Source organism: Bacillus sp. XB1 (genome assembly GCF_053557995.1).
Genome location: NZ_JBNRIL010000005.1, coordinates 188,755 through 215,068, shown reverse-complemented (window position 1 = coordinate 215,068; position 26,314 = coordinate 188,755). Strand labels below are relative to the sequence as shown.

28 protein-coding genes are annotated in these 26,314 nt (G+C 35.4%); 12 read left to right on the top strand and 16 right to left on the bottom strand.

What is annotated here, in order from left to right:
* Positions 1 to 420 precede the first annotated feature (420 nt).
* Positions 421 to 777 (top strand): YgzB family protein, encoded by a 357-nt coding sequence (locus tag ACK1U5_RS25160; RefSeq protein WP_000025066.1) that lies wholly within the window; start codon positions 421 to 423, stop codon positions 775 to 777.
* Between the two features lie 106 nt (positions 778 to 883).
* Here ACK1U5_RS25160 and ACK1U5_RS25155 read toward each other — a convergent pair whose 3' ends face one another.
* The 7 genes from ACK1U5_RS25155 to ACK1U5_RS25125 all read right to left on the bottom strand — a co-directional run bounded on the left by ACK1U5_RS25155 (position 884) and on the right by ACK1U5_RS25125 (position 5,767).
* A complete protein-coding gene (locus ACK1U5_RS25155) occupies positions 884 to 1,303 on the bottom strand; it encodes a GNAT family N-acetyltransferase (protein WP_000759738.1) in 420 nt (139 codons plus the stop codon).
* Positions 1,304 to 1,473: 170 nt separating this feature from the next.
* Positions 1,474 to 1,902 carry a peroxide-responsive transcriptional repressor PerR gene (gene perR, locus ACK1U5_RS25150; RefSeq protein ID WP_000237829.1) on the bottom strand — a complete coding sequence of 143 codons (429 nt, stop codon included), beginning with the start codon at positions 1,900 to 1,902 and terminating at the stop codon, positions 1,474 to 1,476.
* A gap of 300 nt (positions 1,903 to 2,202) precedes the next feature.
* Positions 2,203 to 2,658: a thioredoxin-dependent thiol peroxidase gene (bcp, locus tag ACK1U5_RS25145; RefSeq protein WP_000633710.1), complete on the bottom strand. Its 456-nt coding sequence runs from the start codon at positions 2,656 to 2,658 to the stop codon at positions 2,203 to 2,205.
* Between the two features lie 44 nt (positions 2,659 to 2,702).
* A complete protein-coding gene (locus tag ACK1U5_RS25140; RefSeq protein ID WP_000964343.1) occupies positions 2,703 to 3,107 on the bottom strand; it encodes a potassium channel family protein in 405 nt (134 codons plus the stop codon).
* A 72-nt stretch (positions 3,108 to 3,179) separates the two neighbouring features.
* On the bottom strand, positions 3,180 to 3,965 hold the full coding sequence (locus ACK1U5_RS25135) for an ABC transporter permease (protein WP_000965772.1): 786 nt from the start codon (positions 3,963 to 3,965) through the stop codon (positions 3,180 to 3,182).
* Between the two features lie 4 nt (positions 3,966 to 3,969).
* On the bottom strand, positions 3,970 to 4,761 hold the full coding sequence (locus tag ACK1U5_RS25130) for an ABC transporter permease (RefSeq protein ID WP_000521519.1): 792 nt from the start codon (positions 4,759 to 4,761) through the stop codon (positions 3,970 to 3,972).
* Positions 4,754 to 5,767 carry an ABC transporter ATP-binding protein gene (locus ACK1U5_RS25125; protein ID WP_000843658.1) on the bottom strand — a complete coding sequence of 338 codons (1,014 nt, stop codon included), beginning with the start codon at positions 5,765 to 5,767 and terminating at the stop codon, positions 4,754 to 4,756. The genes ACK1U5_RS25130 and ACK1U5_RS25125 overlap by 8 nt, the downstream gene beginning before the upstream one ends.
* A gap of 127 nt (positions 5,768 to 5,894) precedes the next feature.
* Here ACK1U5_RS25125 and hemL point away from each other — a divergent pair, with 127 nt between their 5' ends.
* The 3 genes from hemL to ACK1U5_RS25110 all read left to right on the top strand — a co-directional run bounded on the left by hemL (position 5,895) and on the right by ACK1U5_RS25110 (position 13,273).
* The gene (gene hemL / locus ACK1U5_RS25120) at positions 5,895 to 7,193 is read left to right on the top strand and encodes a glutamate-1-semialdehyde-2,1-aminomutase (protein ID WP_061140037.1); all 1,299 of its coding nucleotides are present in this window, start codon (positions 5,895 to 5,897) and stop codon (positions 7,191 to 7,193) included.
* A 198-nt stretch (positions 7,194 to 7,391) separates the two neighbouring features.
* The gene (locus ACK1U5_RS25115; RefSeq protein ID WP_069605073.1) at positions 7,392 to 11,828 is read left to right on the top strand and encodes a glutamate synthase-related protein; all 4,437 of its coding nucleotides are present in this window, start codon (positions 7,392 to 7,394) and stop codon (positions 11,826 to 11,828) included.
* A 356-nt stretch (positions 11,829 to 12,184) separates the two neighbouring features.
* Entirely contained in the window at positions 12,185 to 13,273 is a 1,089-nt protein-coding gene (locus ACK1U5_RS25110) for an aromatic acid exporter family protein (protein WP_000765787.1), read from the top strand.
* A gap of 14 nt (positions 13,274 to 13,287) precedes the next feature.
* Here the strand turns inward: ACK1U5_RS25110 and ACK1U5_RS25105 are convergent, their stop codons facing one another.
* From ACK1U5_RS25105 to ACK1U5_RS25090, 4 genes are all read right to left on the bottom strand, one after another.
* Positions 13,288 to 15,048 (bottom strand): ABC transporter ATP-binding protein, encoded by a 1,761-nt coding sequence (locus ACK1U5_RS25105; protein WP_001161595.1) that lies wholly within the window; start codon positions 15,046 to 15,048, stop codon positions 13,288 to 13,290.
* 54 nt (positions 15,049 to 15,102) lie between these two features.
* Positions 15,103 to 15,633 carry a nucleoside tri-diphosphate phosphatase gene (ntdP, locus tag ACK1U5_RS25100; RefSeq protein WP_000506624.1) on the bottom strand — a complete coding sequence of 177 codons (531 nt, stop codon included), beginning with the start codon at positions 15,631 to 15,633 and terminating at the stop codon, positions 15,103 to 15,105.
* A 272-nt stretch (positions 15,634 to 15,905) separates the two neighbouring features.
* A complete protein-coding gene (locus tag ACK1U5_RS25095) occupies positions 15,906 to 16,166 on the bottom strand; it encodes a YgaB family protein (RefSeq protein WP_061140035.1) in 261 nt (86 codons plus the stop codon).
* A gap of 188 nt (positions 16,167 to 16,354) precedes the next feature.
* Complete coding sequence (locus tag ACK1U5_RS25090; protein ID WP_000039044.1) at positions 16,355 to 16,636, bottom strand: gamma-type small acid-soluble spore protein; 282 nt, start codon at positions 16,634 to 16,636, stop codon at positions 16,355 to 16,357.
* Between the two features lie 125 nt (positions 16,637 to 16,761).
* Between ACK1U5_RS25090 and ACK1U5_RS25085 the strand changes: the two genes are divergently transcribed.
* Positions 16,762 to 16,986: a hypothetical protein gene (locus ACK1U5_RS25085; protein ID WP_000275436.1), complete on the top strand. Its 225-nt coding sequence runs from the start codon at positions 16,762 to 16,764 to the stop codon at positions 16,984 to 16,986.
* A 34-nt stretch (positions 16,987 to 17,020) separates the two neighbouring features.
* On the opposite strand, the gene mutY is transcribed toward ACK1U5_RS25085, so the two are convergent.
* A complete protein-coding gene (mutY, locus tag ACK1U5_RS25080) occupies positions 17,021 to 18,118 on the bottom strand; it encodes an A/G-specific adenine glycosylase (RefSeq protein ID WP_069605074.1) in 1,098 nt (365 codons plus the stop codon).
* A gap of 149 nt (positions 18,119 to 18,267) precedes the next feature.
* Here mutY and ACK1U5_RS25075 point away from each other — a divergent pair, with 149 nt between their 5' ends.
* The gene (locus ACK1U5_RS25075) at positions 18,268 to 19,248 is read left to right on the top strand and encodes a metal-dependent hydrolase (RefSeq protein WP_000379106.1); all 981 of its coding nucleotides are present in this window, start codon (positions 18,268 to 18,270) and stop codon (positions 19,246 to 19,248) included.
* A gap of 24 nt (positions 19,249 to 19,272) precedes the next feature.
* Here the strand turns inward: ACK1U5_RS25075 and ACK1U5_RS25070 are convergent, their stop codons facing one another.
* Positions 19,273 to 19,539 carry a YfhJ family protein gene (locus tag ACK1U5_RS25070; protein WP_000998166.1) on the bottom strand — a complete coding sequence of 89 codons (267 nt, stop codon included), beginning with the start codon at positions 19,537 to 19,539 and terminating at the stop codon, positions 19,273 to 19,275.
* Between the two features lie 122 nt (positions 19,540 to 19,661).
* On the opposite strand from ACK1U5_RS25070, the gene ACK1U5_RS25065 reads away from it, so the two are divergent.
* The gene (locus ACK1U5_RS25065; protein WP_000517891.1) at positions 19,662 to 19,820 is read left to right on the top strand and encodes a small, acid-soluble spore protein K; all 159 of its coding nucleotides are present in this window, start codon (positions 19,662 to 19,664) and stop codon (positions 19,818 to 19,820) included.
* Positions 19,821 to 19,857: 37 nt separating this feature from the next.
* Positions 19,858 to 20,010 (top strand): YpzG family protein, encoded by a 153-nt coding sequence (locus ACK1U5_RS25060; RefSeq protein WP_000122093.1) that lies wholly within the window; start codon positions 19,858 to 19,860, stop codon positions 20,008 to 20,010.
* A 64-nt stretch (positions 20,011 to 20,074) separates the two neighbouring features.
* Here ACK1U5_RS25060 and ACK1U5_RS25055 read toward each other — a convergent pair whose 3' ends face one another.
* Positions 20,075 to 20,392, bottom strand: a complete 318-nt coding sequence (locus ACK1U5_RS25055) for a YfhH family protein (RefSeq protein WP_001057024.1) — start codon at positions 20,390 to 20,392, stop codon at positions 20,075 to 20,077.
* Positions 20,393 to 20,402: 10 nt separating this feature from the next.
* The gene (gene recX / locus ACK1U5_RS25050) at positions 20,403 to 21,215 is read right to left on the bottom strand and encodes a recombination regulator RecX (protein ID WP_000268502.1); all 813 of its coding nucleotides are present in this window, start codon (positions 21,213 to 21,215) and stop codon (positions 20,403 to 20,405) included.
* A gap of 81 nt (positions 21,216 to 21,296) precedes the next feature.
* Between recX and ACK1U5_RS25045 the strand changes: the two genes are divergently transcribed.
* The 4 genes from ACK1U5_RS25045 to ACK1U5_RS25030 all read left to right on the top strand — a co-directional run bounded on the left by ACK1U5_RS25045 (position 21,297) and on the right by ACK1U5_RS25030 (position 24,500).
* A complete protein-coding gene (locus ACK1U5_RS25045; RefSeq protein WP_000684380.1) occupies positions 21,297 to 22,202 on the top strand; it encodes a TIGR01777 family oxidoreductase in 906 nt (301 codons plus the stop codon).
* A 139-nt stretch (positions 22,203 to 22,341) separates the two neighbouring features.
* Complete coding sequence (locus tag ACK1U5_RS25040) at positions 22,342 to 23,472, top strand: amidohydrolase (protein ID WP_000698314.1); 1,131 nt, start codon at positions 22,342 to 22,344, stop codon at positions 23,470 to 23,472.
* A 241-nt stretch (positions 23,473 to 23,713) separates the two neighbouring features.
* Positions 23,714 to 24,271: a GNAT family N-acetyltransferase gene (locus tag ACK1U5_RS25035; protein WP_000914737.1), complete on the top strand. Its 558-nt coding sequence runs from the start codon at positions 23,714 to 23,716 to the stop codon at positions 24,269 to 24,271.
* Positions 24,272 to 24,380: 109 nt separating this feature from the next.
* Positions 24,381 to 24,500: a YfhE family protein gene (locus ACK1U5_RS25030; RefSeq protein ID WP_000358486.1), complete on the top strand. Its 120-nt coding sequence runs from the start codon at positions 24,381 to 24,383 to the stop codon at positions 24,498 to 24,500.
* Between the two features lie 368 nt (positions 24,501 to 24,868).
* Here the strand turns inward: ACK1U5_RS25030 and ACK1U5_RS25025 are convergent, their stop codons facing one another.
* Positions 24,869 to 26,035, bottom strand: coding sequence for a diglucosyl diacylglycerol synthase (locus ACK1U5_RS25025; protein WP_000594688.1), 1,167 nt, complete (start codon positions 26,033 to 26,035; stop codon positions 24,869 to 24,871).
* Between the last annotated feature and the right edge of the window lie 279 nt (positions 26,036 to 26,314).

Genomic DNA, 26,314 nt, shown 5'->3' with positions numbered 1-26,314 from the left:
ATCAAACTCTCCAATAAAGTTAGTTTGTCTAGCATCTAAAATAAAAATTGACGTTTCACGTTGTTTGTTTCGTTCAGTTTTCAAAGAACTACTTAGTCGCTCATTCGCGACTTCCTTATGTTAACATCTTCATTTTTCAATGTCAACTAAGTTTTTCAATTTCTTTTTTGTCGTTTTCTGCGTTTCCGCATCAGCGACGGTTATTAATATATCATGCAGTATATACATGGTCAATACTTTTTATAAAAAAATTTCACATCCCGTTAAAAACTTAAAAACCGCTGTAAAAATCATTATAGCGTCCATTCATTCTTCATGGCTCCCCTCCTATTCATTTCATACCTTATCCCTTTATCAATTTACGTGAGAGTGAAAATTCTAAATTTTATGTTATATTATTAGTATAGGAGCGTGGTGAGAATGAGCATTAAGTATTCAAACAAAATCAATAAAATCCGGACCTTTGCATTAAGTTTAGTATTTATCGGCCTCTTCATTGCATACTTAGGTGTCTTTTTCCGCGAAAACATTATTATTATGACAACGTTTATGATGGTTGGCTTTTTAAGTGTTATCGCTAGCACTGTCGTTTACTTTTGGATTGGTATGTTATCTACTAAGACTATCCAAATTATTTGCCCAAGCTGTGATAAGCCAACAAAAATGCTCGGCCGTGTCGATGCATGTATGCACTGCAATCAACCTTTAACACTAGATCGAGATCTAGAAGGAAAAGAATTTGATGAAAAGTATAATAAGAAGAGTTATAAATCATAAGTATCAAGGGAAATACGAATTTGCAACACTACAAACGTTTCAACTCATTAAAAAGTTGATTTATTAAAAAATCAACTTTTTAATTGTTTTATTAAATTTATTACACCTATTTTTTCGAAATAACAGTAAACATCCCTGTCATATTAGGCGAATAATCTTTAAAATCATATTTTTCGTAGAATGATGTTTTACCTTGCGACGCAAACAAACCAATGAATGCTTTATCTGGAGCATTCTGATTTAAGTATTCTACTAAAGTATTCATTATTTTCTTTCCAATACCATTCTTTTGATACTCTGGATGAACCACTATATCTTGAATATAGAAATAGATAGCCCCATCACCAACAATTCTCCCCATGCCGATGATTTGATTATTATCCTTGACTGTTATACAGTAAATCGAATTTTGAAGTGATATTTCCGCCACCTCAAAGTTCATATAGTTAGTCCATCCCACAGAATCACATAAATATTTATATTCTTCCAATGTTGGAATGTTATTTTTAATCTCATATTTCTTCAAAATGTCCCCTCCCAGAATTCATTTCCACCAATACAAAGTAAATTCGACAAACTTTTATCTAACCCTCCTTACTAACTTAGCACTGTAAATCCCGATTAACCTCACGCTAATCCTTATATAATAAAGAAAGAGGCTGACGTATAGCCGTCAGCCTCTTTCTTTATTATATATTACGCCTTATGACACTCTGGACAAACGCCATAAATTTCTAAGCGATGACTATTGATAACGAAGCCTGTCGTTTTCGCAGCTTCCTCTTCCAGCTTTTCCAAGCCTCCATAAGGAAAATCAACAATCTTACCACATTTTTCGCAAATCACATGATAATGTTGACTTGTAACATAATCAAATCTACTTGAAGCGTCTCCATAAGTTAATTCCTTTACAAGTCCAACCTCTTTAAACACACGTAAGTTATTATAGACAGTTGCAACACTCATATTTGGAAACTTACCTTCTAATGCTTTATAAATATCATCCGCTGTTGGGTGCGTCATTGATTCCACAAGGTACTCTAAAATAGCATGACGCTGTGGAGTAATGCGTACACCCGTATTTTTCAGCATTTCTAGCGCTTCTTTTAATTCTTCTTTGACCACCGTCATGCACCCCGATTCTATACGGATTATTATTTTATAATTCTTATAAAGAGTGTACTCCTTTTCTTATAAATCGTCAATATTTCTACTATAAGTATGTAGTTTATTTTTATATTCAGGACTTGTTTTTATGTATCTTTCCCTTTTTTCTTCATATATTCCATAGAAAAAAGTGCGACATAATCGCACTTGGAATACTATCATCTGAGGAGGTATGCCCTACACTTCCACTTTATGTAAGGCAGTAAAATATGTATAGACACTTGCCTTGTTTCTACATATTTTATCCCCAATGTAGATTTATTTTATATAAGAAAGAACATCCTCAATATGTCCTTTCACTTTCACTTTACGCCACTCTTTTACAAGTTCACCGTCTTTATTAATAAGGAATGTAGAACGCTCGATTCCCATATACTCTTTCCCAAAGTTCTTTTTTAACTTCCAAACATCGTATAACTCTGCTACTTTATGATCTTCATCTACTAAAAGTGTAAATGGCAATTCATGTTTCTCAATGAATTTCAAATGTCTATTCGCTGAATCAGGACTTACTCCAAGAATAACCGTATCCTTCTCTTGAAATACTCCATACGCATCACGAAAATCACATGCTTCAGTTGTACATCCTGGCGTCATATCTTTCGGATAAAAATAGAGAACTACATTTTTACCGCGGAAATCAGCTAGGCGAACTTCTTCTCCATTACTTCCCTCTAATGTGAATTCTGGTGCCATTTCTCCTACTGTAATCATAGTTATCACTCCTACTCTTTTCCTTTACTATAACAAATGCTTCCTTATTTTTCATTGTCTATTACAGACCTCATCACAAAAGCAAAAGGGAGTGTATATCCAATTAGCGCTTCTGCGATTGCAATCCATCGCCCAATTCCAATCGGAGATATGTCACCATATCCAACAGACAATAAAGTAACTGCGCTAAAATATAAACAAACTTCGACGAGTTGAAAAGAATGAGCGTTCAAACTTTCTCCGTCCTCTTTCAAAACTGCGAAACCCATTTCCTCTAATACAACGTAACTTAATCCAAATGCGATTAGTACTGTTGTATAGATTAAAAATAATGTGGCCAAATTATAGAGCGAAAAAAAACGCGTTGAATCCGAATAGGAACTCCATAATAATTGGACACTTTTCAAAATAGCGATTGCTGCAATTAATAGAATAAATCCCCATAACATGTCCTCCACCTCATTTTATATGTATGAGGTGGAGAACTGATTTATCCCTTAGAAACGAACAAGCTTCTATAATTAATTACCCGCGCCACGATACCTTTTTACCCCTTGGTTCCAGAGGGTGATTGCAATCGTAAAACAGATAATACCAACAATTGGCGTCGCAAATGCATAACTATTCCATTCTGTTTTTCTTAAAAAGTATGCTGCTGGATATACTCCAACAAACGCAAACGGTAAAACGAACGTTAAAATGAAACGAATTACACGATTATAAATATTAACAGGATAGCGCCCGTAATTACCTATGTTATACATAAGAGGCATAATTGAACTTTTCGCATCCGACCAAAAACCAAGGCTCGCCAACGTAACAAATATCCCTCCATATACAAGTGCTCCTCCTCCTACCATCAATATAAATAAGAAGAAATCATACCAGTAAAAAGATAATTGTAACTCCACAGCTGCATATCCCATTACAACAATCCCTGTAATAGCTCCAATTAAAGATTCAAGTTCCATTCTTTCTAATATAATTTGAAATAGGCTATGGATCGGTCGCGTTAATACACGATCCATCTCCCCTTTAATAATGTATCGATCATTAAAATCCCATATATTAAAGAAAGCTGAAAAGATGGCAAATGGTACTAAAAAGAAACCATAAATAAAGATTACCTCTTCTCGACTCCATCCCTTCAATGCTTGTGTATGCCCAAATACAACGAGAATAAATATTAAATTAACTGCTTGAAGCGATAAATCAGAAAGTAAACCAACGATAAAATCGCCTCGATACTCCAATTTCGTTTTTATATATTGACTTGCATATTGTAAAAATAAGTTTATATATAGCATCTCATCATCCCCCTTGTACAATTAGACGTTTTCTCGCCGTTCTCCACATGAGTACAATTGGAATAATAAGTACAATCGCCCAAATCACTTGAAATACTAAAGCCTCATACAACTTACTCCCCTGTATACCTTCAGAAAAAATCATACTTGGAATATAACTAATAGCCTGAAACGGTAAAAACATCATTGCTTTTTGGGCCCATAACGGATAAAAACTAATTGGTAATAATAGACCTGAAAATAAATCAATAACAACGCGTTTTGCATACATAATTCCACTATTATTAAATAGGAAAAACGTAAGCATTCCCGTCATTAAATTAATTTGTGTATTAATAATAAAGCTAAATATTAAAGATAAGAAGAAATATAACCAAGTTTGAAAATTCGTTGTAATTTGCAACGAAAATAATAACGTAACGATAACCATGCCTGGAATGGAAAAGAAGGCAAAACGGAATATTCCCTCGCCAAGACCTTGCATAACTTTCATTCCCAAATAGTTATACGGACGAATTAATTCTACAGCCACACGTCCTTCTTGAATCTCCATCGCAATTTCCCTATCTATATTATTAAAATAGAAGGCACGTGCCATCCACGCGATTGCGATATACGTGGTCATTTGCGAAATAGATAAACTTTCAATATTCTCTTTTCCGCTATAAATTGCTTGCCATAAAAAATAGTAAGCACCGATATTAATCGTATAAATTAAAATCCCGCTATAGTAATTTGTACGATACGCAAGCATCATTAAAAAGCGAATTCGAATCATTTCAATATACTTACCCATGCGTAATACCTTCTTCATAAATGTTACGAATAATTTCCTCTGTAGACACTTCGTTAATTTTTAAATCTTTAATTTGAAATGCTTGTACTACTTTAGAAATAAGCATTGAAATAATAACTTCTTCATTCGGAATTTTTGCAACCCATGCATTTTCCTCTTTCGCTTTCGACCAAACGACATGATTATCTGGCATAACCATTGATAAAGCCTGATAGGAAACTGGTGCAACAAACTGAAAGTGAATTTCCTTCTCTGCTCCCCACTGCGTACGAAGATTACTTAAAGAACCGTCATACATAATATTCCCTTCATCCAGCATGATAACGCGCTCACATAAAGCTTCAATATCAGTAATATCGTGTGTTGTTAATAAAATTGTTGTTTTATAACGTTCATTCATTTCTTTTAAAAATTCACGTATTTTCAATTTCACAAGTACATCTAACCCAATTGTTGGCTCATCTAAAAATAATAACGGTGGATTATGAATTAAGGCTGCCGCTAATTCACAACGCATCCTTTGACCAAGAGATAATTTTCGAACTGGTTTATCTAATAAAGGCCCTATATCTAACGTTTCAATTACGTGCTCCATATGCTCCTTATACTGAGCGTCTGATACACCGTACACTTTCTTTAATAAACGAAACGATTCTTGTACTGCAATATCCCACCAAAGTTGCGAACGCTGTCCAAAAACAACACCAATTGTTCTTACAAATTCTTCTCTTTGTTTATGTGGGTTCATTCCATTTACTGTGATTTGCCCTGATGTCGGAGTTAAAATCCCCGTAAGCATTTTAATTGTTGTTGATTTACCAGCACCGTTCTCACCGATATAACCAACCATTTCACCTTGCTTTACAGTAAAAGATACATCATTTACTGCTGGTACTATTTTATAATTACGATTTAATAAATCGCGAAATGCACCCTTTAAGCCCGGACGACTTGAATAGGCTGTAAACTCTTTACGTAACCCTTGTACCTCAATTACCGATTTCATAATCGGACCCCCCTCCTAAATGTCACAACGAATAGTTTACCCAACTGCCTTCGCTATCACAAACAATACGTCTTTTCAAAAAACATGTTAGAATAATACATAGATTTTTGTAAGGAGATGAATTGTAGTGAAATTCACAAAGTCAGAAGCATTACATAAAGAAGCTTTAGAGCATATCGTTGGCGGTGTTAATAGTCCTTCTCGTTCTTTTAAAGCAGTTGGCGGCGGCGCTCCTGTTGCTATGGAACGTGGGAAAGGCGCTTATTTCTGGGATGTAGACGGAAATAAATATATCGATTATTTAGCAGCATACGGTCCTATTATTACTGGACATGCTCATCCGCATATAACAAAAGCAATTACAACAGCTGCTGAAAATGGGGTACTTTATGGAACACCAACAGCGCTAGAGGTAAAATTCGCAAAAATGTTAAAAGAAGCAATGCCTGCATTAGATAAAGTCCGTTTCGTAAACTCTGGTACAGAAGCAGTGATGACAACAATTCGTGTTGCTCGTGCTTATACAGGTCGCACAAAAATTATGAAATTCGCTGGTTGTTACCACGGTCATTCTGATTTAGTACTTGTGGCAGCTGGATCTGGTCCTTCTACTTTAGGAACTCCTGACTCAGCTGGCGTACCACAAAGTATTGCACAAGAAGTTATTACCGTTCCATTTAATAATGTAGAAACTTTAAAAGAGGCTTTAGATAAATGGGGTCATGAAGTAGCAGCTATCCTTGTAGAACCGATCGTTGGAAACTTCGGTATTGTAGAGCCTAAACCAGGATTCCTTGAAAAAGTGAATGAACTTGTTCACGAAGCTGGCGCACTAGTAATTTATGATGAAGTTATTACTGCTTTCCGCTTTATGTACGGTGGTGCTCAAGACTTACTTGGTGTGACACCTGACTTAACAGCGCTTGGTAAAGTTATTGGCGGCGGCTTACCAATCGGTGCTTACGGTGGTAAGAAAGAAATTATGGAACAAGTTGCTCCGCTTGGACCTGCATACCAAGCTGGTACAATGGCAGGAAACCCTGCTTCTATGGCATCAGGTATCGCTTGTCTAGAAGTGCTTCAACAAGAAGGGCTTTATGAGAGATTAGATGAACTTGGTGCAATGCTTGAAAAAGGAATTTTAGAGCAAGCAGCGAAACATAATATCGATATTACATTAAACCGTCTAAAAGGTGCTTTAACTGTATACTTCACAACAAATACAATTGAAGATTACGATGCCGCACAAGATACAGACGGTGAAATGTTCGGTAAATTCTTCAAGCTTATGCTTCAAGAAGGAGTTAACTTAGCACCTTCTAAATACGAGGCATGGTTCTTAACTACAGAACATACAAAAGAAGATATTGAATATACAATCGAAGCTGTCGGCAGAGCATTTGCTGCCCTAGCAGACAATAAATAATCCAGTCATTAAAAGGAAAAAAGAAAGCTCACCTTTCTTTTTTCCTTTTTTCTATTTCATAAATTCCGTATTAATAGTATAATTATTCATAATTATCTGTTTTATATTCTTTTACAGCATTACTATCTCTGTGTACAAGGTGATTCGCACCTTAAATAGTAAGATTATTCTAACTTTTACAAGAGGGGGGATTGACGGATGCTCAATAAAAAAAATACATGGACACCGTCTTTATTTCGAGATTATAGAAATGCAGAACATGATGCGTGTGGAATCGTTTCCGTTATGGAGAAACGAAAAATTGCTACAAAAGAAAACATTGACCTTTGCATACAATCACTCGTCAAAATGAATCATAGAGCTGGTTTCATTAATGGTGAGGGCGATGGCATCGGCATTCACATTGATATACCAAAAACGCTTTGGAATGAAAAACTAAAAAGTAGCGGATATAATCCAACGATTGTGGATCATCCCCACTTTATCGTTGGACATTTTTTTCTAAATAAAAAAGAAGACATTACTGCCTTAAAAGATTATATTCGTACGCAATTAAACAACAAAAACTTTACTATCATTTTCGAAAGTGATGATGTAACAAACTCAGATGCACTCGGTCCACTTGGTAAACAAGAAGAACCTTTATTTTGGCAAGTTGCCCTTATCGCAGAAAACGAAATTACAAATATTGAGCAAACATTATTTTCTGTCACAATAAAAATAGAGGAAAACGAAGCAATTCATGTTGCTTCATTAAGTCGTAATCATGTTGTATATAAAGTTCTAGGTGCTGGTGATACGCTTGTTGCCTACTATAATGATTTACAACATCCGCTTATCGCTTCAACTATGACATTAGGACATAACCGCTACTCTACTAATACATTATCTAATTTTTTTCGTGTACAACCATTTAGCATTCTCGGACATAATGGTGAAATTAACACAATTGCGAAATTACGCGATCAAGCTGAAATGATTGATGTACCACTTACTGCAGGAGGCAGTGACTCTCAAGATTTAAACCGCACCTTAGAAACCCTACTTGTTCAATACAACTACAGCTTATTTGAAGCAATGGAAATTCTATTCCCACCAATTATTAATGAAATTAAACTTTATGAAACACCTTTACAAGATTTATATACGTATATACGTGAAGCGTGGGGACATTTTGCCCAAGGACCAGCTGGCATCATTTCCCGTTTTAAAGATGAAGCTGTTTTCAGCGTTGATTCCCTTGGATTACGCCCAGTATGGAAAGTAGAGACAGAGAGCTCTTATATTTTCTCTTCTGAACCTGGAGTTGTATCACCAACTAAATATGTAGCAGAACCAAAACCACTCGCTCCTGGAGAAAAAGTCGGATTAAAATGGAATGAACAAGATGAACTTGTTCTTTATGAATATGACAAATATCAAATCCAAGTATATAACCGTTTTAAAAAGCGAATTGATACTACCAATTACCATTTAAATTTATCTATCCCTGAAACGAAAAAAATCCAAGGGCTATGTGATTCTGTTCAAGTTGAAACGAAACAATACGTCGCTTTCGGATGGGACCGAGAACATATTCAACTCCTTGAACAGATGGCAACAAAAGGCGTTGAGCCAATACGCTCACTTGGGCATGACTCACCACTTGCCGCACTTGATACTGATAGACGAAATATCGCTGACTTCATTAAAGAAAGTGTAGCTGTTGTTACAAACCCTGCAATTGACCGTGACCGTGAAATTGAACACTTCTCTACACGTACTGTACTTGGAGAGCGTCCAAGTTTATTAAGCGGCGCAAAACGGCCATTTGTAGTTGAAATGCTTTCACCAATTATTTTAGAAGGCAGCGTGGCACAACCTATTGCAGAGGAATTACACACAATTACGTACGAACAACTCATAGAGCTATTTAAAACTCATAACTCTATCGCCACAATCTCTGCTACATTCAGCTCGTCAGAAACTCTACAATGTGCATTGAGCCGCATTAGTTCTGAAGCGATAGCTGCTGTTAACAATGGTGCTTCCCTACTAGTATTAGATGACGCAAAAGCCCATCTAAATGAGCGATTGTGGATTGATCCACATTTAGTTACTGCTAAAGTACATCAAGCATTAAGTGAAAATAAATTACGCCGCAATTGTTCTCTCGTTATACGTTCTGGTGCCCTTCGCTCCTTACATGACATTGTCACGCTATATGGATTAGGAGCAGATGGTATTAATCCATATTTATTATTCGCGACTGTAAATGACGGAACAAAAACACCAATTACGAATCTGTATAATGCACTTAATAAAGGATTAGAAAAAGTCATTTCAACAATTGGAATTCATGAGTTACGTGGTTACGGACGTCTCTATTCATCTATTGGGTTACATGAAGAAATCGCAAATATATTACAGATTACAAATTTCTTCGGTTCAAATGATTTAGCTTTTTCACTTGAATCACTTGTTGAAGATGCAAAAATGCGAGCGGATGATTATAACAATCCTAAAATTAGAATGCGAAAATCATTTCATATATTCCCGCGAATTTGGAAAGCAATCGGCGATGTTGCAAAAGGAAATTCTTATGATGATTACCGTGACAAGTTAAGTGAACTAGAAGAGAATAATCCCATCGCAATCAGACACCTTGTTCAAACGAAACAAACAAAACATGTCGTTCCAACTGAAGAAGTATCTATCGGCATTAAAAACCATGATTTTCCATTTATTATTAGTTCTATGTCATTTGGTTCTCAAAACGAAATTGCCTTTCGCGCATATGCAGAAGCGGCCGATCAGCTAAATATGATTAGCTTGAACGGTGAAGGCGGCGAAATTAAAGATATGATTGGAAAATATCCACATACACGTGGACAACAAGTGGCATCTGGGCGATTTGGAGTAAATGCCGAACTACTAAACTCATCGAACTTAATTGAAATCAAAATCGGTCAAGGCGCAAAGCCTGGGGAAGGTGGGCATTTACCTGGTTCAAAAGTAACAGCCAAAATCGCTGAAGCACGTAATGCGACAATTGGCTCAGATTTAATTTCACCTTCTAATAACCATGATATTTATTCAATTGAAGATTTAGCTCAAATGATTACAGAAATTAAAACAGCTAATCAACTTGCCAAAGTAGCCGTGAAAGTCCCTGTCGTTCCCAATATCGGAACAATTGCTGTCGGTATCGCCAAAGCTGGTGCTGATTTTATTAATATTAGCGGATTCGATGGCGGAACAGGTGCTGCACGTATTCACGCCTTGCAACATGTAGGTCTTCCTGTAGAAATTGGTGTTAAAGCCGCTCACAACGCTTTATTAGAAGCGAGCATGAGACATAAAGTAGAGATTTGGGCAGATGGTGGTATTCGAAGTGTAAATGACGCCTTGAAAATCATGCTCCTCGGAGCAAACCGTATTGGATTTGGCACACTATCAATGATTGCAATCGGTTGTACTACTTGCCGTGGGTGTCATCTAGATACTTGCCATGTCGGAATTGCGACACAAATTGAGTCTGAAGCACAAGCAAAAGAACATGGGTTACGCCGCTTCGTCCCACGCGAATTAGAAAGCGCAGTTACTGGCCTGCTAAATTTATTCACCTCTTTCGGTGTAGAACTAAAACGATTAACAGGACAGCTTGGGTATACAAATTTACAAGCAATTGTTGGGCGTTCTGATTTATTAGAGCAAGTTCGAGGCGAAAATTTATTAAACTTACGTAATTTATTACAAATAATAGAACATCCATCTGTTACAACAACAGATGGCGTACCAGAAAAACAATTTAAGACAGTTCATTCCGCTGAATCAAAAGAATTAGTAGGCGTTGGTGTAGAGCAACGCGTTATGGGTGGTCTAGAATCATGTTATCGCGTTCGCAGTAAACTATATGAAGCTACTCAACTTGAACCACTTACATTAAAATATACGAATGGTTCTATTCCCGGAAATGGGTTAGGCGCTTACAATAGTGAAAATTTATTTATACACGTAAATGGCGGCGCACAAGATGGCATTGGTAAAACTTCCTTTGGTGGTGGGATTTATATAACGAAATCAAAAGGAAAAGACGGAGTATATTATAACGGTTCTGTCGGAAAAGGATTTGGATACGGTGCACAAAAAGGGGCACTATACGTGCAAGGGAACGCTGATGCTCGCGCTGGCATTCGCCTTTCTGGGGCAGACATGATAATTGGAGGTAGAATAACAAAACCACTCCGTGAAAAAGAGCAAGGAAATATAGGGGCATACTCCAATATTAAAGGTTTTGCTTTTGAATATATGACAAATGGGCGAGCGCTTGTTTTAGGTGACCCTGGTCCATGGATTTGCGCTGGCATGACTGGCGGTGTTGTTTATTTGCGTCATGATTCAAACTTAGGCCTAACAGAACAGGCCTTAAAAAGAAGAATTGCAAAAGGGGCAAATGTTACATTACAACCAATTAGTAAAAATGGTTTGAAAGATGTAACTGAATTATTGCTAGACTATATTCGTGTACTAAACGAACATGAGCAATATGAGGAAGTTGCTTTATTAACAGCATTATTAGATGATATACAGAACCAGTTTTTTGAGATTATCCCGAAAAAAGAACAGGCAGACCCATCTATCTCAACAGAGTAAAATGAGTAATTTTCATTATTAAGAAAAAATTGACGAAGTACGCTTCTCATAGTAATCTATAGTAACAATTTGAGACCTTCTGAAATTCAGCAGGTTTTTTTACTAAAAACTGATGTTTAAAAGGAATTAGGAAAAATTATAAAGTGAAACTTTAATTAGCCTACACCAATCGAGCGTTTACCGGCATCTAGCTTCTAATTTTTGAGGCAGGAATCTTACTACTCACAATTAGCGGGATAAAATGAACACTAATTTCTTTTAACGTCACTAAAATATCACTTGCTAACATATTGTAATGAATGTATAGTATCATGTTGTACATTCATTATGACAAGAGAAAGGATCTTATTAAGGGTATGAAACTTGGTGCTCGCATTTTAAAAACGGGTATTGCCATCACGTTAGCTTTATTTGCTTGTATTTTACTTCAATTACCGAGTCCGGTATTTGCGGGAATTTCAGCTATCTTTGCTGTTCAACCGTCTGTATACCGTTCTTATTTAACAGCACTTGAACAAATTCAAGCAAATGTAATTGGTGCGATATTTGCTATCGCATTTGCTACTGCTTTTGGACATAATCCTTTTATTATTGGATTAACATGTATATTAGTAATTGCTCTTACATTACAATTACGATTAGAAAACACAATATCAATTGCTTTAGTAACAGTTATCGCCATTATGGAGTATCAAGGCGAAGATTTCTTTAGTTTTGCCTTACTTCGATTTGCGACGATTATGATTGGTATTATTGCGGCTTCACTTGTAAATTTAGTATTTATGCCGCCAAAATATGAAACAAAACTTTATCATCGTATCGTTGATAATACAGAAGAAATTGTAAAATGGATTCGAATGAATAGCAGGCAGGCTTCTGATTTTACAACGCTAAAAACTGATATTGATCGTATGAAAGAAAAAATGATCAAACTAAATCATTACTATTTGCTGTATAAAGAAGAAAGAAGCTATACGAAAAAAGTAAAGTTCGCAAAAATTCGTAAGCTCGTTTTATTCAGACAAATGTTAGCGACAACAAGCCGTGCTTTAAGTACGTTAAAATCATTACACCGTACTGAAAATGAACTGCGCTATATGCCAGAAGAATTTCAGGAATCTATCCAAAACGAACTTGACTCATTAACGCATTATCATGAACAAGTTTTATTAAAATTTATTGGTAAAGCAAAAAAACAACAATCAGTTGAAATGCTTGATGAAGTTGAAACAGGTAAACAAGAATTAATTGATATCTTTATGGAATATCAAAATAAAGACGATGAAGAAGCATATAAAACATGGTTACATCTCTTCCCTCTTATTTCTTCCATCATTAACTATAGTGAAGAAGTAGAGCATTTAGATTTGCTTGTAGATAGCTTCTACACATATCATAAACCAGAAAAAGAACTCCAAATCGATGATAAAAAAGAAGACGAATAAAAAAACAGCTCCTTTTACGCTAAAGGAGCTGTTTCTGTTATATGTTGAAGTTGATATAAATTGTAATAAAATCCTCTTTTTCGCATTAACTCTTCATGAGAACCAGTCTCTTTAATCTCACCGTCTTCAATATAAATAATCGTATCAACATGTGTAATCGTCGCTAATCGATGTGCGATTATAATCGTTGTCCGGTCAGCAGCTAACGTCTGAAGCGCCTCTTGAATATACCTTTCATTTTCTAAATCTAATGCTGAAGTTGCTTCATCTAATATAAGTACCGACGGATTCTTTAGAAACACTCGTGCAATTGCCACGCGTTGTCTTTGCCCGCCTGATAGCTTCACACCACGTTCTCCAACGACAGTATTATAACCATCTGGTAAGTCTATAATAAAATCATGAATTTGCGCAGCTTTGGCAGCTGCAATCACTTCTTTCTCTGTAGCTTTCGGATTTCCATATAAAATATTAGCTCCAATTGTATCGCTAAACAATAAATTATCCTGCAGTACAATTCCAATATGACTACGCAAATTTCTCATATTGTACTTTCTTACATCTATGCCATCTACATAAACCGCGCCTTCAGAAACATCATAGAAACGCGGGATCAAACTAGCAAGAGATGACTTTCCTCCCCCACTCGCTCCTACAAGCGCTACTTTCTCTCCAGGCTGCATAGTTAATGACAAGTTGTGTAATATCTCTTTTTCATCTGCATTATAACGAAAAGAAACATTGTCAAATACAATTTCTCCATTTAATTTTTTCGTTTGTACCGCATTTGGTACATTAACAATATCGTATTTTTCATCTAACAGTTCAAACACACGGTCCATCGATGCAAAAGATTGTGTTAATGTTGTAGATGAATTAACAAGGCGGCGAAGCGGACTATATAAACTATCCATATATCCAACAAAAGCTACCATCGTTCCTAGCGTTAACTGCCCTTGAATTACTTCATATGCTGCAAAACCAATCACAAGTAACGGACCTAAATCGGTTAACGTATTTACTGCCGAAAATGTTCTTGCCGTCCAACTTGTATGGGTTAATGCTTTCGTTAAAAATTCATTATTTCTTTTTTCAAACTGCTTCCCCTCATACTCTTCTAACGCAAAGCTACGTGTCACTTGCATTCCTTGAATACGTTCATGCAAATACCCTTGCATCGTCGCTAACGCTTGTGAACGCTCTTTCGTCAATTTCCGAAGACGTCCGAAAAAATATTTCACTGCAATTACATAAATAGGTAAAATCAATAACGCAACAAATGTTAATTTTATATTCATAGAAAACATAACAATGATAGCAATAGCAATTGTTGCAGTATCTAACCAGACGTTCATCAAACCAGTAATTACAAAATCCTTCGTTTGTTCTACATCATGGATGACACGCGAAATAATCTCCCCTGTTTTTGTATTGGAGTAATAACGTAAACTTAACTTTTGTAAGTGACCGAAAATATGCTTCCGCAAATCATACAGTATTGTATTTGCGATACGTTGGGCGAAATATTGACGATAATATTCAATCGGTGGTCTTAATACCGCAAAAATAAAAAAAGCAATTCCAATCGCTGTTATTAATTGAGATGTTTTATCTTGAAGTGAGCCCGCGCCTTGAATTACATCATCGATAATATACTTTAATAACCACGGCATAATAAGTGGGATACCGAACTTAACTAGTCCAATAATAATTGTAATAGCAATAAGCCATCGATATGGTTTAACAAATTGTAAATATCTTTTTATGCCTTGCACATAATCCCCCCTCTAATAGGACAAACCTGCCGGGAAGCCCCCTGCAGGTTTGTTTTAATTTCTGTACATTAAATATCGTTCATACCACATATCTACGAAGTCTGGTGCAAATGGACCTTTTCTTTGATGAATCCACTGTGTTAAATGTGCTACATTTCGTTTTAAAATTGTATCAATAACAGGTGGATACTGCATAATTTGACTATGTTTTTCATACTCATCTTCATCTAGAAGCGTATATGTCATATCTGGATATACTTTAATATCTAAATCATAATCAATATACTTTAATGCTTCAGGATCATACGCAAAAGGTGAGCTTAAATTACAATAATAATATACGCCATCTTCCCTAAGCATCCCAATCACATTAAACCAATAGTTGGCATGAAAATAACAAATTGCTGGTTCACGAGTAATCCATGTTCGGCCATCCGATTCTGTAACTACTGTACGATCATTCGCTCCGATTACAAGACTCTGTGTCCCTTTTAAAATTGTTGTTTCTTCCCACATTCTATGAATGGAGCCATTATGTTTATAACTATGTATTTGTACTTTTTCTCCTTCTTTGGGAAATCCCATATATGCTCCCTTCTTTCAACTGCAAATGCCCTTTGAACGGCATTCACTTTTTTTCTATTATAACTTTTTTGTCGAAATTTTAAAACTAAAGGGATAAGACTCTATTTTTCAAACTGAATATGCAGGAGGTTTATCGTTGAATACTATGCCCCAACTCTTCTTAAGAGATAAGGATTGTACTGCATTATTTATAAGCGAGGACATGTAATAGAAAAAGCCCTTCTCTATTTCCATACAAAGAAGGACTTTTCACCTGAAGATAACAATATATCTTACCCTAAATTTGAAATCATTTTTTCAGTTGCAAAAGATTGAATTACACTATTCGTTTGTTCTTCAAATTTCTCATGTAACATCTTCAACGCTACTTCTGTTCTATATATTTCCTGGCGGATAAAATGCAGTTCTTTTTTATCGCACTTATCTTTTTCATTCATTTCAATTTGTTGATACTTCTCTAGATGTGCTTGTAACTTTAACAACTCATCCATCGTTTCTAATTGCTCCCCTACCAACTTATCAAAATCGTTCATTACTTACCCCCTTTTGGACTTATTCATCAGTTATTATTCCTAATTACATAATTCTAATTGTTAACTTCCTTCTCCTTTGACTACATTTGTTGACTTATTAGAAGTTATGTCGTTCGCTTTCTTTTCATTACAACGATCGACGCAAAAAGAAAACACTTCTCCTGAATTAGAGAAGTGTTTTTCTTTCATTACTGATTTGAGCTAGAAGATTGTGATTGTTTTGCAGCTGACTTAGCATTTTGTTTTTTCACAGCATGCACGTCTGTTTCAGTTGCAAATTCTGTACCATAACTAGCGTTTGCACTTTGTGCACCAGAAGCTTGTGCTTTCTTTGCTTCTGATTGTGCGTTTGCTTGTTTTACTGCTTGTACATCTGTTTCAGTTGAAAACTCTGTACCATAACTAGCATTTGTACTTTGAATGCTAGCACCAGAAGTTGCCTTGTTATAACCTTGTTGTTTTTTACTCATCTTTCTCACCTCCACAATCAATAATGTAACCAATTCACTTAGAAGCTATCCGTAATTTTCTTTTGAATAATTTCCGCATATATCTTTTGTTACTTATTCAAACTATAAGAAATGGAGGTGGAAATATGTATATAGGACGCGATATGACTGAACTAACGATGATTTCAAAAAATGAATGGAAAGAAGATGAATTAGCTTATTTTCATCACTCACTACAACAGGTTCTGCCTTATTTAAATGTAGAAGGGCAAAGTATTTACAAAGAAATTGTAGTAGAAATCGAATCAAGAGGCGGCTTACAAGAAGGTGAAGCTAGTTGGACTCATGGGACAAAAATTTCTTACGATTAAAAAAGTGTTCCCTAGATTGGGAACACTTTTTTATTTATTGCATTGTAATTTTCTCCACACAATTTTCATAAATAGTACGGTGTGATTTTGAGAAAGGTAATTGCTCAAATAACTCTTTTGATACAAATTTTAATGTATCTGTATCAACAATATTACCTGTTACTTTTCCGTAAAATACAAATATATCCCAAGTACGATGTGTAAACGTATGTTGTACATTCATTGCGTATTCATCAATAAAAACCTCGAGCTCAAATTTTTCTTTCATATAATCTATAAGCTGTTCCTTCTGATTTCGAATACTTTCTCCAAGTTCCACATTCGGAAACTCCCACATGTTAGCTAACAAACCTGTACTTGGACGTTTATTAATAACGTAACGACCGTCTTCAGTTTGAAGTACACCTGCAACAATAGGTACCATTTTAGGAGCTTTCGCTTTACTTTTTACTGGTAATTCTTTTTGAACACCTTCAGCATACCCTCTGCAATGTTCACGTACAGGACAAAGTAAGCATGCTGGATTTTTCGGAATACAAATTAGTGCACCTAATTCCATCAAACCTTGATTAAAATAAGATGGATTTTCAATCGAAATAATTTCACGCACAATCTCTTCAAAAACTTTTCGAGTCTTTGGTTTTGCAATATCATCCCATACTGATAAAATACGAGATAATACACGCATAACATTTCCATCAACTGCCGGCTCTGGTATACCATATGCGATACTTAAAATAGCACCTTTTGTATATGGTCCGACTCCTTTTAACTTTTCAATTTTCTTTACATCACTTGGTACAACTCCGCCGTATACTTCTTTTACCTCTTTTACTGCCGCATGTAAATTACGTGCTCTAGAATAATATCCTAAACCTTCCCATGCTTTTAATACTTCTTCATCATCTGCGTTCGCTAACGCTTCAAGTGTAGGAAACTTCCCCATAAAATTTGCGTAATATGGTTTTACAGCTTCTACTCTTGTTTGCTGTAACATAATTTCAGAAACCCAAACGCGGTATGGATCTTTATTCTTTCTCCATGGTAAGTCGCGCTGTTCTTCTTCAAACCAACCAATTAAATCATTTTGAAACTGCTCTATATTAAAATTGTTTAGTATTTCAAGTGTCAAACTTGATCCCCCTCATTTTTTTGCATATAAGTACTATTATAAAGATTTTAGGAAAAAATTTAAGTAAGATGATACAGGAAATAGAAGGCAAAGGACTTGAGGTATCGAATAAAAAGAGTTACATTAATAAAAAACGGAGGTGGATTTCCATGGACACAGCCACTCACCTTGTTATGGGTATCACTTTAGGTAGCTTAGCAACATTAGATCCAGCCATAGCACAAAGTGATATTGGCCCCCAAGCTGTTATGCTTGCTACAATTGCTGGTTCCAACATTCCTGACATTGACACAGTTTTAAAATTGCGTAATAACGCTAAATATATAAGAAATCATCGTGGGATTACTCATTCTATTCCTGCGGTAATTCTTTGGTCATTCCTTATAAGTGGCATCTCTTTCGCCTTCTTTTCAGACGCTCCATATCTTCATCTACTGCTTTGGTCATTTATTGCTGTCTTCCTTCACGTCTTTGTAGATATTTTCAATGCCTATGGTACACAAGCATTACGGCCTTTCACAAAAAAATGGGTCGCACTCGGCGTGATTAATACATTCGATACCGTAATTTTCTTTATCCATATACTTGCAATTGCTTGCATGCTCGTCGGTTCTCATAAGGGATATACAGCTTTAGCGGCATATATATTAATGATTGTTTACTATATCGGACGGATTATGATGCACAGAAATATAAGAAGCGTTGTACACAAACGTTTCAAAAATGTCGAAAAGATTATCATTTCTCCTTCTTACCGATTTTACCATTACCATTTAGCAATCGTTACGGCTGATTATTACTACGTTGCGAGATGGCACCGTGGTAACATCATGATATATGATAAGTTCGATCGGGTACCGTTCCCAGACAATAATATTATGCGAGCAGCTAAACAAGATGAAAACATCTCGGCCTTTCTATCTTTCTCTCCTGTATATCGCTGGGATATTTTTGATCATGACCATTATTATGAAGTACGATTCATTGATTTACGATATCGAAGTAAAGATTATTATCCATTTGTTGCAATCGTTCAGCTCGACCACAATTTAAATATTATTAGTTCCTATACAGGATGGATCTTTAGTGAAGAAAAGCTTCGAAAAAAACTGGAATTACTTCCACATTAAAAAAAGCGACTTAAGTCGCTTTTTTTAATGTTTCAAATGATCTTCTTGATTAATTAAATGACTATACTTCGGATTATTTGTACGCATTTCATGAAGGCGTACACCATGATTATTAATCCATGATCGTACCACTTGTTCCGTCATTTCATCGCCTTGATAACGACCTGATTTTGCATAAGTTGTTTGAAAATCTTCCCATAGTAACTCAACCCACGCACGAGCTTGTGCGTAAGAAAGCTTGTCATTCTTGTCTAATAATTCTTTCGTTAATGTTTCATAAATATCATTCATATTATAATCTCCTTTTACCTATTTATCCCTTCATTTCTAAAGGATAGTTTCTTCAATTTTGCACATTCTATAATTGATACTTCTTAAAGAGGTATCAACCGATAATGAGGAGGGTGTTCGTAATGGGTAAACAAGCCGAATTTTGGTCTGAGTCAAAAAACAACAGCAAAATCGACGGTCAACCGAAAGCGAAATCACGCTTCGCTTCGAAACGACCTAACGGCACAATTAACACGCACCCACAAGAACGTATGCGTGCTGCAAATCAGCAGGAAGAGTAGTACAAATTAAATTAACTTCCTACACGAGGTGATAAAGATGAGCTACCGTGATCGCTTAGATAGTCGTTCTGAATTATTTAACCATACGTGGACTCGTCCAAAACATGCGAAAGCGCAAGTTAACGGACAGACGCAACAAACCCAGTCTCTCATTATATTGGCAAATGAATGTAAAAAACGCCAATTTTAGAATCTCCTATCTCCTTTAACGCCTACCAAAGATGAAAACCAGAGAGATATATGCTCTCTGGTTTTTATTTTTCTTGCAATAAGGAAATTGGTATGCCAATCTCTTCATTATCATTTTGCTTATATCCCCAAGCAAATACCCCATTGAAATACGTAATTTTAAATAATACACCAGGTTCTTCTACTAATTCATATGTTTCACCAATACGGAATTTGTTTATATCCGTCATATAAGCACGAGCCATTGCCATTTTTCTCATTAATACATCAAATTCATTGACAATCCCAAGCTGCTCCGCTTTTACTGCTTGCTCCTTCAAAGCGCCAATTTCTTCTCTTAGCTCATGCGGTGTCATTTCACTGTAGCGTTTTGGCATATTCATCTTATTCTCCTCATTCCTCTTCGCGTTTCATTTGCAAAAATATCTCGATTTCATCAATAGAGAATCCTTTTCGATATAACGCTTGTTTCATCTTGTTTTCAAATGTCCATCCATCATGCTTCTTATATTTCTCATAATATTTATTCCCATGATAGTGTAACGCTTCTTGTTGCTTTTCGTCATCTTTTTCGTCTTTCAATTCTTCCAAACAAATTTGAATTACTTCTCTAGAATATCCTTTTCGAACAAGCATCTCATCTAACTTTAGTTTCATTTGTAAAAAAGAATGTTTTTGATAAGATTTTTTCTTCTTCTCTATGAGAAACAAGGCATTCTCAATTTGCTTTTCCTTCGGATATTCTTGTAAACTATGTGTAATAATTAAATCCTGAACACCTTTATTTAATAACTCTCTTTTAATAACAGTTGGACCTTTTCGATTCACATTACTTTGCGTTCGCGTATATAAAACAGCATACTCTTTATCATTAATATATCGGTCATGTAATAATTTCGAAACGACTTCAGAGATGATGGCCTGTCCCACTTCTTTTTTTCGTAAAAAATCTTCTATTTCTTGTTTTGTTCTCATTTGATAGGATAAATAGGAGATTGCTTGTAAATATGCTTTTTGCACTTCTTCATTGTACAAAATATTTCCTAACTCGATTTCATCAATTTCTAAGCCTTTTTGTAATCCATGTTTTATTAAGATTACTTGATCCACACTAAATCCGTACTCTTCGCCTTGACCTTTATCAATATAAATATTAAATCGTTCTTTCGATCGTTTTTGTACTTCTATTTTTGTAATGACAGCCATACTCTCACCTCTCTATTATTTTAACATAGTCGAGGAACATTTTTTCTTTTCAAGAATATATATAATGAGGAGGAAATACTTGTGAAAATCGCAATTTCTGGTGGTACAGGCTTTATCGGTAAATCCCTTTCTACTTTTTTTATTCAAAAAGGATATACTGTTTACATTCTCACACGAAAAAAAACTACTGAAACTTCCGACCCTAACCTTCAGTATGTTCAATGGACACCAGATTTACAAACCTTCCCCCTCTCTTCTATTGATGTAGTTATTAATCTAGCGGGAGAGTCTATTAATAGTAGATGGACAAAGCAACAAAAGAAAGCCATTTTAAACAGTAGAATTCAAACAACAAAAGGACTCATTAAACAATTGCAGGGACTCCATACAAAGCCACACACATTTATTAACGCAAGTGCTATTGGATACTATGGAACGTCTGAAATAGAGTCTTTTACAGAACAGCATGAGACTCCTGGAAATGACTTTTTAGCAAATACAGTATATTCATGGGAACAAGAAGCATCTAAAGCACGTTCTCTCGGAATACGAACAATCTACGCAAGATTTGGAGTTGTATTAGGTGCAAATGAAGGAGCTCTTCCAAAAATGCTACTTCCCTATCAATTCTATATCGGCGGCACCATTGGTTCTGGGAAGCAATGGTTATCATGGATTCATATAGACGATGTCGTTCGTATGATGGATTTCATCATACACAAAAAAGAAATTGATGGTCCTCTTAATATGACAGCACCAACACCTATAAGAATGAAGGAATTTGGAGAAACCATTGCAACTATAATGAAAAAGCCTCATTGGTTGCCTGTACCTTCTTTTATCATTCAAACTTTATTAGGTGAAATGAGCATACTTGTACTAGAAGGGCAACGTGTATTACCCATTAAAGCAATTGAACATGGATACCAATACACATTTCCAGAAATAGACCATGCATTACAAAATATACTTTCGCATACAATGTAGTACTTCTAAAACACAATTTTACATGGGCTCTTTCAAAACTTTCATTTTCTAGGATCCGAAGCATTACCACACAAATAACCTTTCAGTTACTTTCCCTTAACTTCCATTAGCATTATAAAGTAACAGAAATGAGGTACCTATGAAAATATTGCTCAAACAAGCCATTGTATACCCTATTACATCTCAAAAGTTTCAAGGAGATGTACTCGTTACAGGAGAGCGAATTACCGAGGTCAAACCTTTTATTCCACCTACTCAAGATATGACCGTTATAGATGCACGAGCACTCCATCTCTTACCTGGCTTTATTGATGTCCATACTCACCTTGGTCTCTATGATGAAGGTACTGGTTGGGCTGGAAATGATGCCAATGAAACATCTGAAGTTTCAACACCACATATTCGTTCTTTAGATGGAATCCATCCTTTCGATATTGCCTTTCAAGACGCTGTACAAAACGGAATTACAACCGTTCACGTTATGCCTGGCAGTCAAAATATTATCGGGGGTACTACTTGTGTAATAAAAACAGCTGGAACTTGTATTGATCATATGATTATTCAAGAACCTGCTGGTTTAAAGATTGCCTTTGGAGAAAATCCTAAAAAAGTCCATAGTAATGGAACAAAAGAATCCATTACACGTATGGGGATTATGGGGTTACTTCGGGAATCATTCTATGAAGCACAACATTACGGGCACGAAGCTGATTTTCGAATGCTTCCTATTCTAAAAGCATTACGTCGTGAAATACCCGTACGTATCCACGCTCACCGAGCAGATGATATTAGTTCTGCTCTACGCTTTGCAACAGAATTCAATCTCGATTTACGCATTGAACATTGCACAGAAGGACACTTTATTGTTGAAGAACTTTCAAAACACAATTTGAAGGTTTCAGTTGGTCCCACTCTGACACGCCGTTCTAAAATCGAACTAAAAAATAAAACATGGGATACTTACCATATATTATCAAAAAATGGTGTGGAAGTTTCTATCACAACAGATCATCCTTATACACCCATTCAATATTTAAATGTTTGCGCTGCTGTTGCAGTAAGAGAAGGGTTAGACGAGAAAACAGCACTAGAAGGAATCACCATATTCCCAGCACGAAATTTGCGTTTAGAGGATAGAATTGGAAGCATCGAGGTTGGAAAAGACGCCGATCTCGTGCTATGGACTCATCATCCTTTCCATTATTTAGCCAAGCCTGTACTAACTATGATTGATGGAAAAATAATTTACAAAAAAAATAAAAAAAACTAGTTTATTTTTTTGACTAGATAAAGTATTATACGATTATAAACTGAATGAAACCATAATCAATTTGTGTCGTGATTATCATTTTCAAATTGATGAATGGGGAAGGCAAATGGTGCGCCACCAGCGTTAGAAACTGGTTCTAGTGGGTTCGATTCCCACCCCGAAATTTTTTAAAGATTGATATAAAAATTTCGAGGGTGGGGTGTTTTTTCGTCATGCTACCCTCGTGTGAGGAGGAGTTAGTATGTTGAAAAAACGCGACTTACACGACAGCCACGTTCTATACGAGTTAATGGTGGATCCAGCTGTCTTCCCTTTTGTGCGTCAAAAGGCTTATTCTTATGAAGAATATTTATTCTTAACGAAACAAACGATTGAAGCTGAAGAGCGTGGTGAATTAATTTCACGCACAATTTTAGATGAATGGGGTAACCCTATCGGAACAATTACTTTATTTGATGTGCAAGAAAAAGCTGGATTTCTCGGGACATGGCTTGGCAAACCATATCATGGAAAAGGCTATAACAAATTGGCAAAAGATTCATTTTTTAGTGAACTTTTCTATGAATTAGATATTGAAACAATTTTCATGCGTATTCGTAAAATAAATATTCGTTCTATTAAAGCTGCAGAAAAACTGCAATATGTGAATCTAGCAAACGAAACAAGAAAAGCCGTATATGATGAAATTAACGCAAACGAAGAAGTGTATAACTTATATGAAATTCCAAAAGATCAATACACACTTGCTACAATGCGAGATACAACCTTCCAAGATGCTCATCAATTAAAAGAAGCTTAATCTAAATTTTCTGAAATGATAATCAATCGTTAACATTTTCCATATGCGTATATCCCCTCATGTCTTTGGAAACGATAAATAGTAACTTTAAGACACGAGGTGATTTGTAATGGATAAAAAGAAACGTGATAAAACAAAAAACACATTATCTAGTACACAAGAAGTTCTCTATCAACGCGAATTTCAAAAAGCAGATCGTGCAGCAGGATATCGCTCGAAAAGCATTTAAAGTGAAAATGAATAATTAGAAGTTTCCCCCCTAATTATTCATTTTCATTACATAATTTTCTCGACTGATAGAAGTAAGCAAAAAAGCCCCTTATACATAAGGGACTTTTTTGCTGTGGACAACTTTATCCACAAAACCGATGAAATTGTTAGTGATTTTCAAAAACATTTAATATTTTTCTATATTAAAGCATATATCAGCTGTTTTAATTGTGGATATTTTTCTAAAAATTGTGGACAATGTGGATATAGTTGTTAATATTCCGACTTTACTGTTTAATGAAAGCGCAATCCTTTTGTGGATAACTTGCTAAATTTTCTTTAAAATTAATAAAGAACCCTCTTTACATATACAAAGAGGGTTTCATATTAAGTAAAAGATTGTGCAAGAGCAGGTGATTTAATAGGTATATGACGCGGTTCTGCATGATTTTCCGCCAAAATTGCATCTACAATATGGCCAGCTGGCTCTGGAAGATAGATGCTTTTCATTGCTTCTTTCATTTGAAGAAGCTTCACATCATCTTGTAATAATGCCTCTGTTTTTGCAAAAACCTCACTATCATCGCGAATGACAACTGCTGCTCCCTTTCTTTCAAAGTACATCGCATTTTCATTTTCTTGTCCTGGAACAGGCTTATATAAAATGACAGGTACTTGCAACGCTGCTGCTTCACTTAATGTTATTCCGCCTGGCTTCGTAATCATACAAGAAGTAACACGGAATAATTCATCAATATTTTCAACATACCCAAACACTTTTAATGCATCGGAATTTTGCTTCTGTAAACTTAATAAATCCTGTTTTAAAGCTTCATTTTTCCCACAAACGACAACTACTTGTAAATTAGGCACTGACATAAATGATTGGCATAGTTCTTTTACATTTCCTAATACCCCATGAGCACCTGCTACAATTAGTAAAATCTTTTTATTCTTACATAACTGATATTTATTATATATGATTTCTGGATTTACCTTTAACTCAAAACTACTCCGAATTGGAATTCCTGTTTCAACAATTTGTTCCGCAGGTACACCGATATCAACCATCAATTCTTTCACATGATCCGTTGCAACAAAATAACGATCTACTTCTCGATGAATCCATATTTTGTGCACGCAAAAATCCGTTAATACGTTATAGACAGGAATTGAAATACCTGTTTGTTTCTTCAATTCTGGTACAGCGATAATTGGAAATGTATTAATTACAATATCTGGTTTCTCCACCTGTAACAGTGTTTTCAAACGTTTTCTTCCAAAGTTCGCATACCAAGATGCTATTTTCTTATCATAAATTTTTTCTACCCCGTAATAAAACAAACGATATAATTCTTTTCCTATTGTATAACTTTTTAAATATAGATATTTTGTAATGTCAGTTATAAATGGATGTGATTCTCCAAACAAGTCGCATACAATAACATCTTCAATTCCTTTTTGGCGAAATGTTTGTTCTAATGTTTTTGCTACTTGCACATGACCATTACCGTAATGTGCAGTTAATATTAAAACCTTGGGGTTTTTTATCAAACAAATCCACTCCTAGCTTTTTGTTTCTCCATATTGCATATACGACAATAGGAAAAACATTTTCCTTAAAAATTACATAAACAGATTCTAATAATTCCCTTTCAGCTATGTACCTGTCGTGGATATGCAAAGCATATAAGATTGACCCCTTAATCCTATCTGTGCTCATATCTTTACATTATACTTTCCTATAAGAGCTTTCGCAATAACTTACAAATGTTCTCTATTCCATGATACTCACTCTTTTACTTCTTAATTCTTTTTACTATTTTGATTTCC

Bases quoted from the DNA above. Each gene is read 5' to 3' on its own strand.
- ACK1U5_RS25090 (WP_000039044.1), bottom strand. From the start codon at position 16,636: ATGAGTAAAAAACAACAAGGTTATAACAAGGCAACTTCTGGTGCTAGC.
- ACK1U5_RS25075 (WP_000379106.1), top strand. From the start codon at position 18,268: ATGGACACAGCCACTCACCTTGTTATGGGTATCACTTTAGGTAGCTTA.
- ACK1U5_RS25095 (WP_061140035.1), bottom strand. From the start codon at position 16,166: ATGAACGATTTTGATAAGTTGGTAGGGGAGCAATTAGAAACGATGGAT.
- ACK1U5_RS25160 (WP_000025066.1), top strand. From the start codon at position 421: ATGAGCATTAAGTATTCAAACAAAATCAATAAAATCCGGACCTTTGCA.
- ACK1U5_RS25085 (WP_000275436.1), top strand. From the start codon at position 16,762: ATGTATATAGGACGCGATATGACTGAACTAACGATGATTTCAAAAAAT.
- ACK1U5_RS25040 (WP_000698314.1), top strand. From the start codon at position 22,342: ATGAAAATATTGCTCAAACAAGCCATTGTATACCCTATTACATCTCAA.
- ACK1U5_RS25110 (WP_000765787.1), top strand. From the start codon at position 12,185: ATGAAACTTGGTGCTCGCATTTTAAAAACGGGTATTGCCATCACGTTA.
- ACK1U5_RS25130 (WP_000521519.1), bottom strand. From the start codon at position 4,761: ATGGGTAAGTATATTGAAATGATTCGAATTCGCTTTTTAATGATGCTT.
- ACK1U5_RS25035 (WP_000914737.1), top strand. From the start codon at position 23,714: ATGTTGAAAAAACGCGACTTACACGACAGCCACGTTCTATACGAGTTA.
- ACK1U5_RS25070 (WP_000998166.1), bottom strand. From the start codon at position 19,539: ATGAATGATATTTATGAAACATTAACGAAAGAATTATTAGACAAGAAT.
- ACK1U5_RS25065 (WP_000517891.1), top strand. From the start codon at position 19,662: ATGGGTAAACAAGCCGAATTTTGGTCTGAGTCAAAAAACAACAGCAAA.
- bcp (WP_000633710.1), bottom strand. From the start codon at position 2,658: ATGATTACAGTAGGAGAAATGGCACCAGAATTCACATTAGAGGGAAGT.
- ACK1U5_RS25115 (WP_069605073.1), top strand. From the start codon at position 7,392: ATGCTCAATAAAAAAAATACATGGACACCGTCTTTATTTCGAGATTAT.
- ACK1U5_RS25140 (WP_000964343.1), bottom strand. From the start codon at position 3,107: ATGTTATGGGGATTTATTCTATTAATTGCAGCAATCGCTATTTTGAAA.
- ACK1U5_RS25135 (WP_000965772.1), bottom strand. From the start codon at position 3,965: ATGCTATATATAAACTTATTTTTACAATATGCAAGTCAATATATAAAA.
- ACK1U5_RS25060 (WP_000122093.1), top strand. From the start codon at position 19,858: ATGAGCTACCGTGATCGCTTAGATAGTCGTTCTGAATTATTTAACCAT.
- ACK1U5_RS25055 (WP_001057024.1), bottom strand. From the start codon at position 20,392: ATGAATATGCCAAAACGCTACAGTGAAATGACACCGCATGAGCTAAGA.
- ACK1U5_RS25125 (WP_000843658.1), bottom strand. From the start codon at position 5,767: ATGAAATCGGTAATTGAGGTACAAGGGTTACGTAAAGAGTTTACAGCC.
- recX (WP_000268502.1), bottom strand. From the start codon at position 21,215: ATGGCTGTCATTACAAAAATAGAAGTACAAAAACGATCGAAAGAACGA.
- ACK1U5_RS25030 (WP_000358486.1), top strand. From the start codon at position 24,381: ATGGATAAAAAGAAACGTGATAAAACAAAAAACACATTATCTAGTACA.
- ntdP (WP_000506624.1), bottom strand. From the start codon at position 15,633: ATGGGATTTCCCAAAGAAGGAGAAAAAGTACAAATACATAGTTATAAA.